This window comes from Mycoplasmopsis maculosa (assembly GCF_900660665.1).
GTDB lineage: Bacteria > Bacillota_I > Bacilli_A > Mycoplasmatales > Metamycoplasmataceae > Mycoplasmopsis > Mycoplasmopsis maculosa.
Genome location: NZ_LR215037.1, coordinates 878,345 through 894,794, shown reverse-complemented (window position 1 = coordinate 894,794; position 16,450 = coordinate 878,345). Strand labels below are relative to the sequence as shown.

The following is a 16,450-nucleotide window of genomic DNA, read 5'->3' as shown; positions in this document are numbered from 1 at the left end:
GTTATCCTTAGTAAATTTTATCTTTTTAATTTAATAACTTTTGGATCTAAAGCGTCATGTAATCCAAGAGCGACAAATTGTAGACTTAATGAAATAATTAATAATATTGAAGCAGGAAGAATCATAACTCATGGGTTTACACTTGCGGTTGAAATATTTTCAATCATAAATTTACCTAAGTTATATGAATTTGGATCTGAGAAAAATCCTAAGAAAGCTAATGAAGCTATACTAATAATTACTGATGGAATTCTACGAACATAATTTTGAGCAATTTTACCTACAACTGCAGGCAATGCGTGATTAAATATTTGTCTAATAGGTGAAACACCTGTACTTTTAGCAGCTACTATGTATTCTTCATCTTTTACTGTTATAACAAATAAACGTGTTGAAGAAATAGGGTATGTTCAACCTACAAACAATAAACCAGCTATTAATACTGGAGCTGATGTTCCTCAAATAGAAACAAACATTAAAAGTCATATGATTGAAGGTGGAGCTTGAAAAATTTCAATAATTCTACTAAATATAGTATCTATTCATTTTCCTGCATTAAAACCTAATATAGCTCCAATAGAGACACCAACAATTGTTTCAATTGTAGCTACTATTAATGCTATTCATAATGATTCTAACGTTCCGGCTCAAACAGTTGTTCAAATATCTATACCAGCTTCTGTAGTTCCAAAATAAGTTGACAAGTTAGCTTGGTTAACTGCATCAACTGCTAATTTATAAACTCCATCAACGATTTTTTTATTAGCAGGATTAGTAACAAATGAAGTTGAATTATCTGAAAGATTTTGTGACATAAATGAATTTATTTCAGCAGCTTTTCAATAATTATATATATCAACACTATAAACTGGTGATGATACACTACCATCCACTATAAAATATGTTGAGTCTTTTATTAAATAGTTTTTTAAATAACCGTAGAATTTATAATTTTGATCAGTAAAACGATTTATGTTTCTAATAATTTCATTATCAGAACCAGTTATTGTTTTAAAAGGAGAAAAAGAAGGAGGCAATGCTTTTATTGTGTTAATATTTGTGTTTTTAATTGTATAACCTAATTTTTCTCAATTACTATCTACCCTTTGACCAGGTAAATAAGGTGATGTGTATTTTACTAATAAGGCTATAACAATAAGAGTTATAAAAAGTAAACTCGCTATTAAAACAACTGGGTTTGAAAAAAATCTTTTTAATATTTCAATAGCTAATATCTTTGGTTTACCTGCTATTGAATTTGCAGAAATTTCATTTTTTGAATAAGTTAATTTTGAAATAAAATTTTTATTCAAACGATATTTTTTATTAAATTCTTCTGAAGTTAATTTGTATTCCATTACTCTCCTATTCTAGCAAAATTAGTTTTTTGCTCATTTTGTTGTTTTAATAATTCTTTAATCTGTTGTTTTCTTGATTTAGCTGCTCTTATAAATCTTAATAAATCTATTCCTGAATTTGATTCATAAACAATTCTTGGATCTAAAATGGTAAATGAAATATCAACAATAATTTCAGTGAATAATGAAAGAGAAGTAAAGAAGAAAATATTAAACATAACTACATTTATTTCTCCTGCAGGAAAGGCTTGAGCTATTATTGATGATGATCCAGGTATTCCTCAGAATTTTTCAATAACAATACTTCCTGAAAGCAATCCTATATATGAAGGTAAAATTAATGCAATTAACGGAATTGAAATATTTCTTAAAACGTATTTAAAAAATATTTGTCTTGAGTTTAACCCTTTAGTTTTAGCAATTAATATATAGTTACTTGTTAATACAGTAACAGTTTGATTTCTTGTATATAAGGTATAAACAGCTAGCGAACCAAATGTAACAACAATAATAGCAGGTATTAAACTATATAATGATGTTCATATAGTTGCTTTTCCACTACTATAATTTTCTCCTGGCGCTATAAAACGAATTGGAAAACCTGATTGACTAAATAAATTTATTAATAAGGGTGCAATAATAAATGAAGGTATTGCAACAAAAATAAATACAAAAACATTTATGATAGAGTCTCAAATTGTTCCACGTTTATATCCTGCAAAAACTCCTAATGAAATACCTAATACAGAGCTTAAAATAAATGAAGGTAGTGAAACCAATATACTTCATTTTAATGGAGCAAAAAATAAACCAGGTATTGTTTTATAATCATTTTTGATAAAAAATGTTTGTCCAAAATCACCTTTAAAGAAGTTAGAAAAATATGTAACAATTTTTGTAAATACAGGAGTGTTATTATAAATTTCAGCTAATCTTCTAAAATTTTCTTTATCTTGTGGTGTTTTTGCTTGTTCTAATTGAATTGTAAAAGGGTTTTCAATAAAGCTAACGATTAATGTATATGAAAATATTAAAATAATAAATAGAGTGAGAATAGCCAGGGCTATTCTCTTTAATAAATATTTTGACATTTGATTAAAAACTCTATTTTATAATCTATTTAGAATCATCAACGTTAGCATAAGTAATATCTGAGAATCAATTCATATTTGTTCCAAAATATGGTTGATTTATATATGGGTTGGCAAATGAAAGATTTAATGATTTGCTTATTGTTCTTTCTCTATCAATTACAGGTCCTATGAAATTAGAAATTTCATTAGCTAATGCAACTGCTTCATCTGTAGAAATTGATGATACATATTCAACATAAAATTTTGTAAATTCTAAAAATAGTCCTGAATTTTCAACTTCTGTTTCGCTATGAATTAAATTACCATTCTCATATTTATAATGTGAATATTCTTGAGTTAAAGCAGAAATATCTTTTAATGATAATTCCTTAAATTTATCTGCATGTACACCTCCTGCAACTGAAGGTAAATCTTTTACTTTTTCAATCATTTTCTTAGATAATTTTGCTAATTCTGGGAATGATTTTGCTAGATGTTGACCAAATGCTTCATCAGTTCCTGCAAGTATAACTAATGGTTGTAGTGCGCCATTATATAATTGACCGTCTATACCTGAACCTAAACTGTTTAAATCATAACCTCATCCAGCAGCTTGAAATCCTGAAGTTGGTTCTATTAAGTGTTGGATTAAACCTTCTCTTTTTGAGAAATAACTATAATTAGGTTCTAATCTATTTTTTGTATCTAAACTTCTAATTAATTCAGGAATAATATTTAAAAATAGTGACTCGTATGTTACAGGATTTCAATTAGTATATCTTCATGGAATTGTTCATTGAATCTTTTCATTTTCTCCTAAATTATTTTCAGCATAAAATTTATCTAATAATTGAGTAACTTTTTGTTGTAAAACAAGGAAAGCAACTGATTGAATTCTTAATTTATCGTCTTGAACATCTAATATTTTTTCTGCATTTTGTTCAGGGTATACAAATTTATTTTTATCTTCTGTTAATTTTTCATTTAATACTATTCTAGTACCATCAGAATCAACAGCAAATAGTTTTGAAATTTCTTCGTAATTATCTAATAATGTAGGTTTTGTAGTGGTAGATGCATCTTTTGCATTAATAGTACCATCTGGGGCATAACCTGAAATTCAACTTTTATGTTCACCGCTTGAAACAAAGTTAGCAACTTGTTCTCAGTTAATAGCAGCATTAATCATTGTTCTAAATGATAAACCATAACCTGTGTATAATTTTTTTAATGTTTCAACTCCACTTACTGTTCCGTTTAATAATTCCTGACGAGATAAACCATAAACAAGTTTTGAATAATTATCATTGAAATTAAAATCTTCAACTTTATTTTTTGATAGTTGATATGAAAGAGGAGTTAAAACTGGTAATGTTTTATATTTTGTACTATTAGTTATTAAACTTCTAGAATAAAATGCTCCATAATTATTTCTATCTTTTATAATTTCAGTTTTATCTTTATCATTTAAATTATTTGTTGATAAAGATGAAATTTTTCCCGCTTTATATTCATTAAATAAAATATTTTTAAGTTGTTCTTTGTCAATATTATTTTGATATCTACGTATAAGTTCTTTTGGACTCTTTTGACTAACAGCAAAATAATTTTCATTTCTTAAAAACTTTTCTTCTTGTGTGTCAGGATTATAACCAGCAAAATGGTATCTTCCAGAAACTAATGTATTTTTTAATGATAATCCATATCAATATACACCAGCTTGAACTATTTTATTATCTGAACTTAATTTTTTAACTTCTGTTTCAACAGCAACTGCTGCATTTTTAGCATCTTCTGTATTTTGTAATGGGTATAGCTTAAATGATGAAGAATTAGATGCAATGTATTCGCTTGGTGCAGGAATAAAATCTTGTGATGTTGCTAAATGTTCAAAAAGTCCATCAAAATAGCTTTTTTCATCAGATTTTAAAACATCAAATGTAATAGCTTGTTTGCCATTATAGTCAGTTAAAAATTTAGTTTCGTCTGAAAAATTATCTGAATTTACATTAAATAAACCATATAAATATCCATTTGGATAATTTCTTTTTTCAGTAAATGCTATTGCACCTTTGTCTAAAGTAGCATTAGCATTTTTATCTAATAAAGTAATTTGCTCAGAAGTTAAACCTGCATCACTTAAAGATTTAGATCTAACTCCTTTTGTTAAAAATATTGTTCTTAATCATGATATATATCAATCTTTTGGTTTGATGTTAAAATCTGTTAATTCACCAGTATTTGTAACTCATTTAGCACCTTCTCTAACTGTAAATTGTAGTTTTGTAGCTTCTTTTAATTTATCAAAAAAGTAATTTGAGTTAATACTTTTTTGATTTTCTGATTTAAGTTGATACTGAATTTTATTAAATACAGAGAATTTCTTGTTTTCAAATGTAGCTTCTGATTCAGCAGTTGGTTTAACTTCAGCTTCATCATTATCAAATTCAAACACACCATCTTTTGTAGTAACTATTACTTTATCTGCATATTCTAATTTATATCTTCAAACTGATGGTCTTACAATTTTTAAACCGTCTGCATCAATAGCTATTGGACGTAATGTAGTTTCTTGTCTAAAAAGTGAACCAGCTAAATTTTCTTCATAAATTTGTAAAAATGAACCATAAGAAGCTGATTTATCATATAAATAAGCTGATTCTTGTTGGTGTTCAGCAGCAACAACCTCTCTATATATTTGTCTTTTAGCAAAATCTTTATTTATATCAGTATTTTCTATTAAAGAAGAAAAACTTTCTGGTGAAAAAATGTCTTTACTTGATGTTAATTCTGACACTATATTTCTAGTATAATCGTTATTATCTTTTTGAACAGCACAACTAACAGCAACAAAAGCAGAAGCTGAAAGAGACAAACTTGTAAAAGATAATAAAGGTAATCTTAATTTTCTTTTCATTATTTCTCCTTATCTTAATAATGTTTTTTTATATTTTAATATTTTTTTAAATGTATCTATTATTTCTATATGTTATGAATTTTAATTATAAAAAAGACAGAAACTTTTTTGGTTCCTGTCTTTTAATTTTTATTATTTTCACTACTTTTATTTTTTATTGAAAAATAAACTAAATAACACAGGAATTTGATTACGAAATAATCATTAAGGCAATCTTAATGAAGTTCTTAATAATCATATTTTGTGCAAATATAGTTCTTGTATTCATAACGACCTTATTATAAAGGATTTTTTAATATGTAAATAAAAAAACATAAAAAAATTTTTATTTTAAGATTTTTTTATTAAAGATTTATTAAAATTTAGTTATATAAAAAAATAAAAGAGGTGTTATGTCTGATTATAAACCTATAGAAAGCAAAGAAACAATAGAAACCATTATCAACAATAATGTTGAAATTGATGAAAAAAAGAATAATAAATATAGAGATCCTAAAAATCAAATACCAAATCATTTATATAAAGTTATAAAACTAGAGAAAAATATAAAATCATTTAATATTGCATTATCTTTTTCTCTTTTTATAACTTCTATAATTTTACTAGCTTTAGCAATATTAAAAATAACTCCTTTTTCTGTAGAAGAAGAAAGCGGTCCTCTTTATGGATACATAATTGCTTTTAGTGCTTCAGCATTTATATCAATTGCTATAACAATAAAAAATACAATTGAACTAACACAATGAAATAGTACTATAAATAAATACAGAGAAAGTTTGAATAATAATGATAAAACTTCAAGCAACAATTTTCATATTACATATAGAAAGATTGCTTTAAAGGATATAAACCTACTTTGATTATTAATTTTTACAATAACATATGTGGGGCTTGTTGCTTTAATTATTTTTGGATTATATAAGTCAGGAGCATGAACAATAGGAAATGAAAATAGTGTTGTTAAATTAAATATTGATTGAAAAGAGCTATTAGATAATGCTTTTGGTAACACACAATTATTTTGTATACTTTTAGCTTCTAGTTTAGGACTAGCTGTAGTTTTATATATTCTAATAATTTTATTTGATAAAAAAAGATTAGCTGATATAGTGGATTACTTAGGTGATAATTCAAGTGAAATTTACGAAAAGATAGAAACCGCTAAAAAAGAAAGAAATAAAGCTTGAATGAAAGCTTACTTTATAATAGTTTGTTTAACAATTTTACTACCTCTTGCATTAATTTTATATGCAGCTTATAGAGGAATAATTAAAAGAAAGGCAGCAGTATAATACTGCTGTTTTATAATATGATTAAAACATTTTGATATAAAAATATGGAAGTTAGTTACTTCGAACATAATTGTAATTCTAATAAAAATTTAATAATTATTCCTAATTTATTTAAAAGCTATTATGATTATAGACATATAATACAAAATTATATGTTTGATTATAATATTTTTTCATTAAACATAAATTTATTACACTTAAATAAAACTGAAATAAATTTTGCCCAAACTTCCTTTTTAATTGAGTTATTCGAAGAGTTTATAAATATTATAAATATAAATAAAATATCAATTATTGCTCATTCTTTTGGTTCTTCATTAATTTTATATAACTTGAAAAAATTAAACGATAAATTAGACAAAATCATAATATGAGGTCCTATCACAAATTATTTCATGAATATTAATAATGACTTTACAAATTTTTATAAACTAAGCAAAAAGTCTCATTATGAAGATTTATATAATTTTAGCTATATTTATCCACATGTTTTAACAATAAATAGTAAAAATATAAATAAAATGCATGCATATTTAAAAGAAAATAGATTAAAATTAAATACAAAATTTAAAATAAATTTTTTAAAATTTTCAAATGATTCTGAAAATCTATTAATAAAAAATTTAAAAAGTTTTAACAAAAATTTATATTATTTTTACATTTTAGAAGACGATTTTTACCTAGATTATGGTTATAATTTACTTTTTAAAAAATTTGTAAAAAATTGTTATATAAAAGAAATAGATTTTAAAGATCCTTTATACGCAAAATCATGGTTAAAAGACTATGATATTGAGACAAGCAAAATATTATTGGAGAAAAAATGAAATTACTAGTTTTAGCACATGATAATTTTAATGATATGGAACTAACTACAACTATAAGTATTTTAGAAAGAAGCAAATTATTACAAAATGTTACTTATTATAATCCATCAAAGAAAATAATAAAAGGGCAACATAATATTGTAAAACTTAATTGTGTTAATACTTTTAAAATTGAAGAATTTGATGCCATTTTTATTCCAGGAGGTAAAGGAACAAAACTTTTAAGACAAGATTCTGTTGCAATAAAAAATATAAATGATTTTAAAAATTCAAATAAATATATTTTCGCAATATGTGATGCACCTAATGTTTTATTTGAAAATAAGATAATAAATGAAAACATTCCATTTTCATCTTATCCTATTGATTCTATTAAAAATATTTTGTCAAAAAGAAATGATTTTGCTGCAACAGCTTTTAATAAAATAATAACTGGAAAAGGTCCTGCAGCGTCTACTGAATTTGCTCTTTTGATTTTAAAAGTATACTATGATGAAAAAATTTCTGAAAAAATAAGAAAAGAAATTTATGCAATTTAATAAAAAACTTAACTACTGGAGTTAAGTTTTTTGATGTAAAACATATGGTCCCCAAGACAAGACTTGAACTTGCACGGATTTCTCCAATGGATTTTGAGTCCACAGCGTCTACCATTCCACCACTTGGGGTTATACATATATTTTACTTCAATTTATTTAGTTACATAGAATTTTTTTAATACCAATCATTTAATAGGCATAGAAATAATCAAAATAGGACATAATTGTAAACTAATTAAAAGCATTACTATTTGTATAATCATCTGTCTATTATTATCTAATCCAATAATTCTATAAAGTTTTATAATTATGTAAATAAAAATCGGTATATATATAATTAGAATTAATATAGATGATACTATTGATAAGATTAGAATAGCTTTTTTATACTCTTTCAAATTATTATTTTTAAGATAATACTCTTTATTTCTAAGTCTTAATAAATAATACAATATTGATAAAGAACAAAAAATAGCAATAGCAAGTGAAATACTAAAAAAAATTATTTCATATATTGTGAATCCCATAATTAAAGTATATCAAAAAGGAGAAAATATGGCTGTAGGAATTATTGTTGAATATAACCCTTTTCATAATGGACATTTAAGACAATTAAATTGAGTTAAAGAAAAATTTCCAAATGATAAAATTTTTTTAGTTATGTCAGGTAAATTTACTCAAAGAGGAGAAATTAACATTCTACCATATTATAAAAGAGTAATAATAGCAAAAAAATATGGTGTTAGCAAAGTAGCAAAACTTAATTTTGAAGAAACTGTTCAAGCGGCTCATATTTTTGCCAAAAATGCTGTTTTAAAGCTATATAATAAATTTAAAATAGACAAATTAGTTTTTGGTTCAGAGTCTAATAATCCTAATGAAATGTTCAAAATAGCAAATGCTTTAAAAGACAATAGTGAAGAATATTACAAATTAATAAAAAACTTTCAAAAAAAATTAAAAATATCATTTCCAAAAGCTTCTTCTTTAGCACTTAAAGAATTAACAGGTGAATCTATTGAAATGCCAAATGATATATTAGGGTTAGAATATATAAAAACTATAGTTAATAATTCATTGCCTATTAAGGTATTCACCATAGAAAGAAATATTGATTTTCATTCAGAAACAACAAAAGATAATTTTGCATCTGCTTCATTAATTAGAAAAATGTTATTTGAAAGAAAAAATGTTAAAAATTTTACTCCTATAAAAATAGAAAAAATTACAAATAAAAATTATTCTATTTACAAAAATTTTAAAAAAAATATACTAAAAATTCATAAAGAAATTTTGTCAAAAATACCTGTAATATCTGAAGGAATGGAAAATTTATTAATTAAAAAATCAGGCATAAATAACTATGATCTTTTTATAGATGAATGCACTTCTAAAAGATATACAAGTAGTAGGATAAAAAGAGCTGTGGCTTGAATTTCAAATAAAAAAATCTTAAGAAAAATTATAAAAAATAAACTAAAATAGATAATTAAAAATTTTTACTATATTTTCTAAAATATAGTTTTTTATTATTCTTTTTGTGTTAAAATAAATATGCAATATTTAATTGCAGAAGAAGAATTAAATTCTCACCTGATGGTAATAGCCTTGGGTTTCAGCTACAATTAAAAATATCTTTCTGATGTTTTATTGGTAGTATATTTAAAAATTTATCGAGGGAGTTATTATTCAAACTAATAGAAAAATTAAAAAACCACAACAAGAACATATGATTAACGAAAATATACCTTTTCAAAAAGTTTTTGTTATAGGTTCAGATGGTGAAAAAATCGGTGTAAAAAGTACATATGAAGCAATTGAAATGGCAAAAGATGAAAAGAAAGATCTTGTAATCATAGCTGTTGAACCAAAGCCAATTGCCCGTATATTAGATTATGGAAAATTTAAATACGAAAGAAAGAAAAAACAAAAAGCAGCTAAGGAAAAACAAGCGGTTATCCAAAATAGACAAATTAGATTAACACCACTTATTGGTGATCATGACCTACAAACAAAAAGTAGAAAAGCTAAAGAATTTTTACTTGATGGTGATAGATTAAAAGTTAGTCTTAAGTTCCGTGGAAGAGAATTAGCTAGACAAGAATTAGGTTACAATACATTAGACAAATTTTTTAAATTAGTTGAAGATGTTGCTAAAATTAGTAAAGAACCTACTTTAGTTAATAATCGTTTTTTAGATATGTCTTTAGAACCAGATAAAGTGAAAGTTGCAAAATACAAAAAAGAACATAACTTAGTAGATAAAAAAACTACAAACAGTCAAAGTGTAAGTCAAGATGAAGAAGATGATGACTACACAGAAGAAGGAGCAAACAATGCCTAAAATGAAGACTAAAAGTGCTCTTAAAAAACGTATTAAGATCACAGGTACAGGAAAAGTTATGCGTGAACAAGCATATCGTTCACACTTAGCACAAAACAAAACAACAAAACAAAAACGTCAAGCTCGTAAATCAGTTCAAATGCATGCATCTGATGTTAAAAGATTCAAAGCTTTAATGTAATATTTACAGACGTAAAGTATTAAATTAAATAATTAAATTAAAATTTTGAAAGGATTGAAACATGAGAGTAAAAGGTGGAACAGTTACAAGAGCTAGAAGAAAGAAATGAATAAAACTTGCTAAAGGATACTTTGGACACAAGTCAATAGGTTACAAAGTTGCTAAACAAGCAGTTGTTAAATCTTGAACATACGCTTTTAGAGACAGAAAACAAGTTAAAAGAGAATACAGAAAATTATGAATAGCTCGTATAAATGCAGCCGTTAGAGCTGAAGGTGTATCATATTCAAAATTCATTAATGGATTAAAAAGAGCAAATGTTGCAATTAATCGTAAAATGTTATCAGAATTAGCTATTCACCAACCAGAAGTATTTTCACAATTAATAAAAATTGCAAATAACGCAAAATAATAATTTATGAGGCCATAAGCCTCATTTTTATATTAAAAAAGTACGTGTTAAATTAAAAACGTACTTTTTTAATATAAAACTATTCATTTGTAGTAGTAATAGAATTTTGTTCTGAATTTTCAAATATTATTTTTTTATTATCTTTAAATATTTCTATTAAATATTTAGTATTCGGTTCTAAACCTTCATTAATTAATAAATCAATAATTTTTGCATTTGATGAATTAATTGATGTAGTTGCTTGAACAATTATTTTAGGTTCTGATCCTTCTTTTACTAAATTTAATATATAAGCGTTATTATCTAAAATATAATTTTAAACTCAATAGAAAACATTGCTCCAGTACCTCATACAGAAAATCCATCATCCTCTCATGTTAAAATTCTTAAAGCTTTATTTTCGTCAGAAATACTAATTTCATCAGTTTTTTTAGGATTTTCTTCTGAATTATAATTCGTTTCTGTTGTTTGTTTAACTTTATCTATTTCTTTAAATTCAGTTACAGTTGTTGAAGAATTAAATGAATTGTTTTCTAAGTTAATTTTTTGTGTAAATAATTTTAAAGGAAAATATTTTATAGTATATTTAAAAGTTAAAATCTTAGTTGATTCTTCATAAACGGCATCTATATAATTCAAACTATTTTTATTATCTATAGTTGGGTTATTTAATATATCTTTTGTTCTAATATTTTTTTTATGTCAAAATAATTTATTTGACTCATCATTTGAACCTTTTAATGTACCAAAATTACTTATTTCATCAATATATTTTATTCCATTAAGATTAGAAGTTAAAATTGGTATCAATTTTTCTACAGTCATACCTGACGCTAAAACTAATGCATTTTCATAAGTTTTTGTTGTAATTTCATTACCATATTTATCTAATTTTTTATAAGTTTTTGCTTTTTCGTAAGGAGTAATTTCTGAATTTTCATTAACTTCAAATTCTAGTGTGTATATTAAATCAGAAACAATGCTACTTTTTGCATTATATTTATATAACTTAAAAAATAGTTTTAATTTTCCGTTGTTTAATTCATAGCTTAACTTAGAATTTGTTTTGATCTTATTATCTTTTTTAAAAGTAGGACTTTCACTATTTAAAGCTTGATACTCATTATTAAATTCATTTTTAATTCTTGATAATATTTAAATTTTAAACTCGTCATATTCTTTGTCATTTTTACTACATGAAGCAATAAAAAACTAACGGTGTCGCAAGACTAACAAGGCCTAAAAATTTAATTTTTTATGTTATACCTCTCATTTTTGTTGTATTTTTATTATATAACAAATAAATAATTAATTTTTTTAAAGTAAAAATAGTATTAAATTCTAACTATAAAAAAGGCATTTTGGTAAATAACTATTTGTGGTATTTTTTCATTTTAATAAAAAAATGTGAAATTATTATTTATAACTCACATTTAATTTGAAATTATTCTTTTATTTCGATTAGATTCATAATATTTGTTTCTTTATCTAATTCAATTGTGTCTTCATCAAATTCTGAACTTTCATAATTTGAAATAGCAAGAGTTCTACGCATATTTTCTAATTTTATTTTATTATCATTTTCAGTATGCTCATATTCTTCAAAATAATCATTAAATTCTTCTTCAAAATTGCTTATAGTTTTTATTAGATTTTCTTTTATAAATTCTCATTTAATTTTATCAAGTAAATAAGCTTTATAATTTTTACTTCTTATAAACTTATATATATCTTTTTGTTCTAAATATTTTCCAATATTTTCAGAATACTCATAATTATCAATCATTATTACAATTTCTGGTTTTTTATTAACATATAAAACAAAATCAACACTTAATGTTCCTATTGATTCATTTATTTTTAATTTTAAATAAGGTTTATTAACAATTAAAGAATCAATAGTTTCCTTAATCTCATCAAATAAGCTGCTTTCATTTTTTTCTTTATTAAGTATAGTTTTGTTTTTAGAATAAACTTTTTGTTCGCTTTCTGGCAATTCTAAAAATTCTAATCATTTTTTAAATATTTTTAATTCTTCATTTGTTTCTGTATAAATATCACTTGATTTTATAGATTTTACTACAATCATTTTATCTTTAGCTCTACTAATTGCTACATTCAAAGCGTTTTTTCCGCCAGGTCTTCCTACATAAGTTGAATGGATAGATGTTGAACTATCGTAAGCAACAGAAGCTATTACCAAGTCTGCTTCATCACCTTGAATATTTTCTATATTTCTTAAAAGAAGTTTCCCTTCTAAAATTGCTTTTTCAAACTTTGGATAAGCTTTAAAAATTATTGTAGTTAAATAGTCTTGTTGTTTAGCGTTGAAACATAACAAAATAATTTTATTAAATAAATCAAAATTTTTGTTTAATTGATCAATTACAATCGCAGCTTCTGTTTCATTTTTATTGTTTTCTCATAAACCATTTGCCTCGATAACTTCTATAGGCTTAAAATTTATATTATCATTTGGCGAATCAATAACATCTAATGTTTCATTATAAAAATGCTTACTACTAAACGTCATTAAAGAAGCATAATTTGAACGATAATTTTTATCTAGCAAAATATTATAAACAGCTAAACTTTGCGCATAATCTAGCAATGATTCTACATTGCCATAAATGCTTTCATTATCAGATACCCTAATACCAAATCAATTACTTGGTTTCATTTGTTTGTCATCACCTGCTAAAATTTTCTTTTTCGCTAAATAAAGAACTGGTAATCCTTTTTCAATAAAAATTTGACTTGACTCATCTAAAATCGCGTAATCTAATTCTTCTTTTTTTCAAACAGAAAGATCTACATCAGGTGTAACAATAATTATTGGGAACAATATTTTTATCATTTCAGAAAATTTTTTAATAAATTTATATGGAGATAAATTAGCTAATCTAACTGTTGCTGCAAATTCCGTATAAATTTCTTTTTGATCTTCTGTAAAATTATTTATTTTTGAAATTATATTTCTAGAAATGTAACTCTTTAACATTGATTCATCAGTTATAGTTGTGCTTTCATTTTTGATTAATAGCTCTAATATACCTTTAATATAGGTATAATCATCATTTTTAAAAGATTTTATATTAGTTAATATTTTGTTTAAATTACCTTCAAAATTATTTAGTCATTCATAATTTTTATTAATTATTTTTTTAATTTTTTTATTAGTTTTATTAAAAGGCTTATATATAACATTATTCAATTTTAAAACATGTTTTTTCATAGCTTTTTTAGTTAAAAAATTCATATTTTCAAAAAATGTTATATTGCTTTCTAATTTCAAAATACTATTGAATAATTCTTCTGATATAAATTCATTATTTATTACTAAACTTGGTAATAATTTAGTAGCTTTGTTGAATCTAGAATCAATGTAAAAAGAATTTATTTTATTAATGAATTTTAATTCATCATCACTTAATATTTTTTGACCTTTTAAGCTCGGGTTTTCATTATAATTTTCTAAATATGTTAAATATTCTTTTATTGGCTCATAAAAGGCCTTTTTATTCATATTTTTATCATTTAACATAAATAAGCAAAATTGCTTTAATGAATTCATTCTATTTCTTATTACTTCTAAAGCAGCTTTCTTTTGTGAACAAACTAATGCTGTTTTTTCAAAAACTAATATGTTTGTAAGCAAATTTACAATTGTCTGACTTTTCCCTGTTCCAGGTGGGCCTCAAATTATGGTATTTTGATTTAAACTACTTACAATAGCTTTATCTTGACTAAAATTTGTTGGTGTAATTTTAAATATAGAGGTTTTAGGATTAAATATTACTTCATTAACTCTTTCTTTATATTTATTTTTATTAAATTCAACTTTAAAAATTTTCTTTAATTCATCATTTTTAATAATTTCCATCATTCTATTACGAACATATCCGCCAGATGGTTGAAAAAGTCCTAAAACTAAACCTGGATAAAATTCAATTTTATTATTAGTAATTTCTTCAGGTATTAAATTTATAAATGAAGATTTTATATCTAAATTAAAGTCATAAATATTTTCCCAAATAGTGTTCAAATAAGTCATAACTTGCTTGATAGATCAATCACTTATATTGTCATTTAGTTTTAAATCAAATCCTGCATTATTTAATAAAAATAATAATTTTTCGTTTATTTTAATATCACCATTTGATATTAAATGAGGTCTAGCATTTTTAATCTCTAAATATACTTCTTTTAAAAACAAAGGCGCATAAATACTTTTGTTATCAATTGATACCTTAATAAATATAAAACCTAAATGCATAGGCCATATATTAGATTCAGTATTAATTTCATCTGCTTTATTTAAAAATAATTTTCATTTTAATGATTGTTTTTGAAAATTAGATTTAATCTTATCCAAAATGTCAATTTTAGTTGATTCAAAATCCTTGCGTAAATTATTTATTTTATTAGGAGATAAAATGATATCATTGTTTTCACAAATTAATTCTACTTCTTCAGGAGTTAAACTGTTTTTAATATCTTCTGCAATTTTCAACAAATTAACTTCTAATATTGGAATGTTAAAATTTGCGCTATTAAAAACTTTTTCAAAGCTGTTTTCACCAAACTGCCTATAAAAATCAAAAGAATATTTATTATTAACTTTTGTAAATATTGTTGTGTCGCCTGGAGATACATCTAAAAGATTGTCTAAAATACTTTGATATTCTTTTATTTTTTCATTCATTATATCCTCTTATTTTTTATTTAATCTCTCTTTTAATTCTTTATCTAAAACATAAATTCTTTCTTCATATGGTTTTGGATCAAAATGCAAAACATCTTGAGCTAAAACTCATAGGATTACCAAATAATTTACTAATATTTTATGTCTTAACACATAAATATAATTGTAATCGTCATATTCATTAAGAAAAACATCTTCTTGTTCGCTTGTTAAATTAGCACTCTCTATAAAATAAGCAAGATCAAAATTTTTATCACCCATTGTGGCATATTCTCAGTCACAAATAAATAATTTATTTTTTTTATCTTCTAAAATGTTCATTAATCACAAATCATTGTGACTAGGTATATTTTTATCCATTTTTGCCAAAGTTGTTGTTATTTGCTTATAATAGTCATTCAAAACTTGTTTTTTTATGCCTTTTTCTTTTATAATTTGCAAATATTTTTTTACTCTTGAGGCATGATTAGAAGCAGGAAACTTTAACTTAGAATTATGAAGTATTTTTAGTAATTTAGCTATTTTTATTAAATTTTCACTTGATAAATCAGGATGTTTGCCTTCAATAAATTCTCATATACTTTCTTTATCATTATTTTCAATTAATTTAGGTACAAAATCAAATTTATTTAATATTTCATAATTTATTTTATGATTAAATCCTGTTAATTTCTTTTCTTGAATGAATTTATTAGAATCTTTGTAAGAAATATTTGTATGGCCTTCATTAATAATTTGTTTTGACATTTAACCCTCCATAACAATAATAAATATATTTTGAAATAATAACTATAATTATATA

Annotated in this window: 13 protein-coding genes and 1 tRNA gene; 7 read left to right on the top strand and 7 right to left on the bottom strand. The window is 23.7% G+C overall.

From position 1 onward, the window contains the following. Nucleotides 1–17: 17 nt before the first annotated feature. The 3 genes from EXC47_RS03730 to EXC47_RS03720 are packed head-to-tail and all read right to left on the bottom strand — an operon-like array spanning nt 18 to nt 5,348. The gene (locus tag EXC47_RS03730; protein ID WP_223211714.1) at nt 18–1,358 is read right to left on the bottom strand and encodes an ABC transporter permease; all 1,341 of its coding nucleotides are present in this window, start codon (nt 1,356–1,358) and stop codon (nt 18–20) included. Continuing rightward, nucleotides 1,358–2,449, bottom strand: coding sequence for an ABC transporter permease (locus tag EXC47_RS03725; RefSeq protein WP_129647236.1), 1,092 nt, complete (start codon nt 2,447–2,449; stop codon nt 1,358–1,360). The genes EXC47_RS03730 and EXC47_RS03725 overlap by 1 nt, the downstream gene beginning before the upstream one ends. 25 nt (nt 2,450–2,474) lie before the next feature. Continuing rightward, nucleotides 2,475–5,348, bottom strand: a complete 2,874-nt coding sequence (locus EXC47_RS03720) for an OppA family ABC transporter substrate-binding lipoprotein (protein ID WP_129647235.1) — start codon at nt 5,346–5,348, stop codon at nt 2,475–2,477. Nucleotides 5,349–5,740: 392 nt separating this feature from the next. On the opposite strand from EXC47_RS03720, the gene EXC47_RS03715 reads away from it, so the two are divergent. The 3 genes from EXC47_RS03715 to EXC47_RS03705 are packed head-to-tail and all read left to right on the top strand — an operon-like array spanning nt 5,741 to nt 8,006. Then, the gene (locus EXC47_RS03715; RefSeq protein WP_129647233.1) at nt 5,741–6,640 is read left to right on the top strand and encodes an MSC_0882 family membrane protein; all 900 of its coding nucleotides are present in this window, start codon (nt 5,741–5,743) and stop codon (nt 6,638–6,640) included. A gap of 17 nt (nt 6,641–6,657) precedes the next feature. After that, nucleotides 6,658–7,476 (top strand): alpha/beta hydrolase, encoded by an 819-nt coding sequence (locus EXC47_RS03710; RefSeq protein ID WP_129647231.1) that lies wholly within the window; start codon nt 6,658–6,660, stop codon nt 7,474–7,476. Further along, nucleotides 7,464–8,006 (top strand): DJ-1/PfpI family protein, encoded by a 543-nt coding sequence (locus EXC47_RS03705; protein WP_165255968.1) that lies wholly within the window; start codon nt 7,464–7,466, stop codon nt 8,004–8,006. The genes EXC47_RS03710 and EXC47_RS03705 overlap by 13 nt, the downstream gene beginning before the upstream one ends. Before the next feature lie 45 nt (nt 8,007–8,051). Here the strand turns inward: EXC47_RS03705 and EXC47_RS03700 are convergent. Further along, a tRNA-Leu gene (locus EXC47_RS03700) sits at nt 8,052–8,135 on the bottom strand. A 426-nt stretch (nt 8,136–8,561) separates the two neighbouring features. On the opposite strand from EXC47_RS03700, the gene EXC47_RS03695 reads away from it, so the two are divergent. The 4 genes from EXC47_RS03695 to rplT all read left to right on the top strand — a co-directional run bounded on the left by EXC47_RS03695 (nt 8,562) and on the right by rplT (nt 10,943). After that, complete coding sequence (locus EXC47_RS03695; RefSeq protein ID WP_129647227.1) at nt 8,562–9,491, top strand: nucleotidyltransferase; 930 nt, start codon at nt 8,562–8,564, stop codon at nt 9,489–9,491. A gap of 244 nt (nt 9,492–9,735) precedes the next feature. After that, on the top strand, nt 9,736–10,350 hold the full coding sequence (gene infC, locus EXC47_RS03690) for a translation initiation factor IF-3 (protein ID WP_129647225.1): 615 nt from the start codon (nt 9,736–9,738) through the stop codon (nt 10,348–10,350). Further along, nucleotides 10,343–10,531 carry a 50S ribosomal protein L35 gene (gene rpmI, locus EXC47_RS03685; RefSeq protein WP_027335021.1) on the top strand — a complete coding sequence of 63 codons (189 nt, stop codon included), beginning with the start codon at nt 10,343–10,345 and terminating at the stop codon, nt 10,529–10,531. Before infC ends, rpmI begins: the two co-directional genes overlap by 8 nt. A gap of 61 nt (nt 10,532–10,592) precedes the next feature. After that, nucleotides 10,593–10,943 (top strand): 50S ribosomal protein L20, encoded by a 351-nt coding sequence (rplT, locus tag EXC47_RS03680; protein ID WP_129647223.1) that lies wholly within the window; start codon nt 10,593–10,595, stop codon nt 10,941–10,943. Nucleotides 10,944–11,246: 303 nt separating this feature from the next. On the opposite strand, the gene EXC47_RS03675 is transcribed toward rplT, so the two are convergent. The 3 genes from EXC47_RS03675 to EXC47_RS03665 form a co-directional block, all read right to left on the bottom strand. Then, a complete protein-coding gene (locus EXC47_RS03675) occupies nt 11,247–11,768 on the bottom strand; it encodes a hypothetical protein (protein WP_129647221.1) in 522 nt (173 codons plus the stop codon). 619 nt (nt 11,769–12,387) lie between these two features. Continuing rightward, nucleotides 12,388–15,648 (bottom strand): DEAD/DEAH box helicase, encoded by a 3,261-nt coding sequence (locus tag EXC47_RS03670; protein ID WP_129647219.1) that lies wholly within the window; start codon nt 15,646–15,648, stop codon nt 12,388–12,390. Between the two features lie 9 nt (nt 15,649–15,657). Next, on the bottom strand, nt 15,658–16,395 hold the full coding sequence (locus tag EXC47_RS03665) for a phosphotransferase (RefSeq protein WP_129647217.1): 738 nt from the start codon (nt 16,393–16,395) through the stop codon (nt 15,658–15,660). Nucleotides 16,396–16,450: the final 55 nt, after the last annotated feature.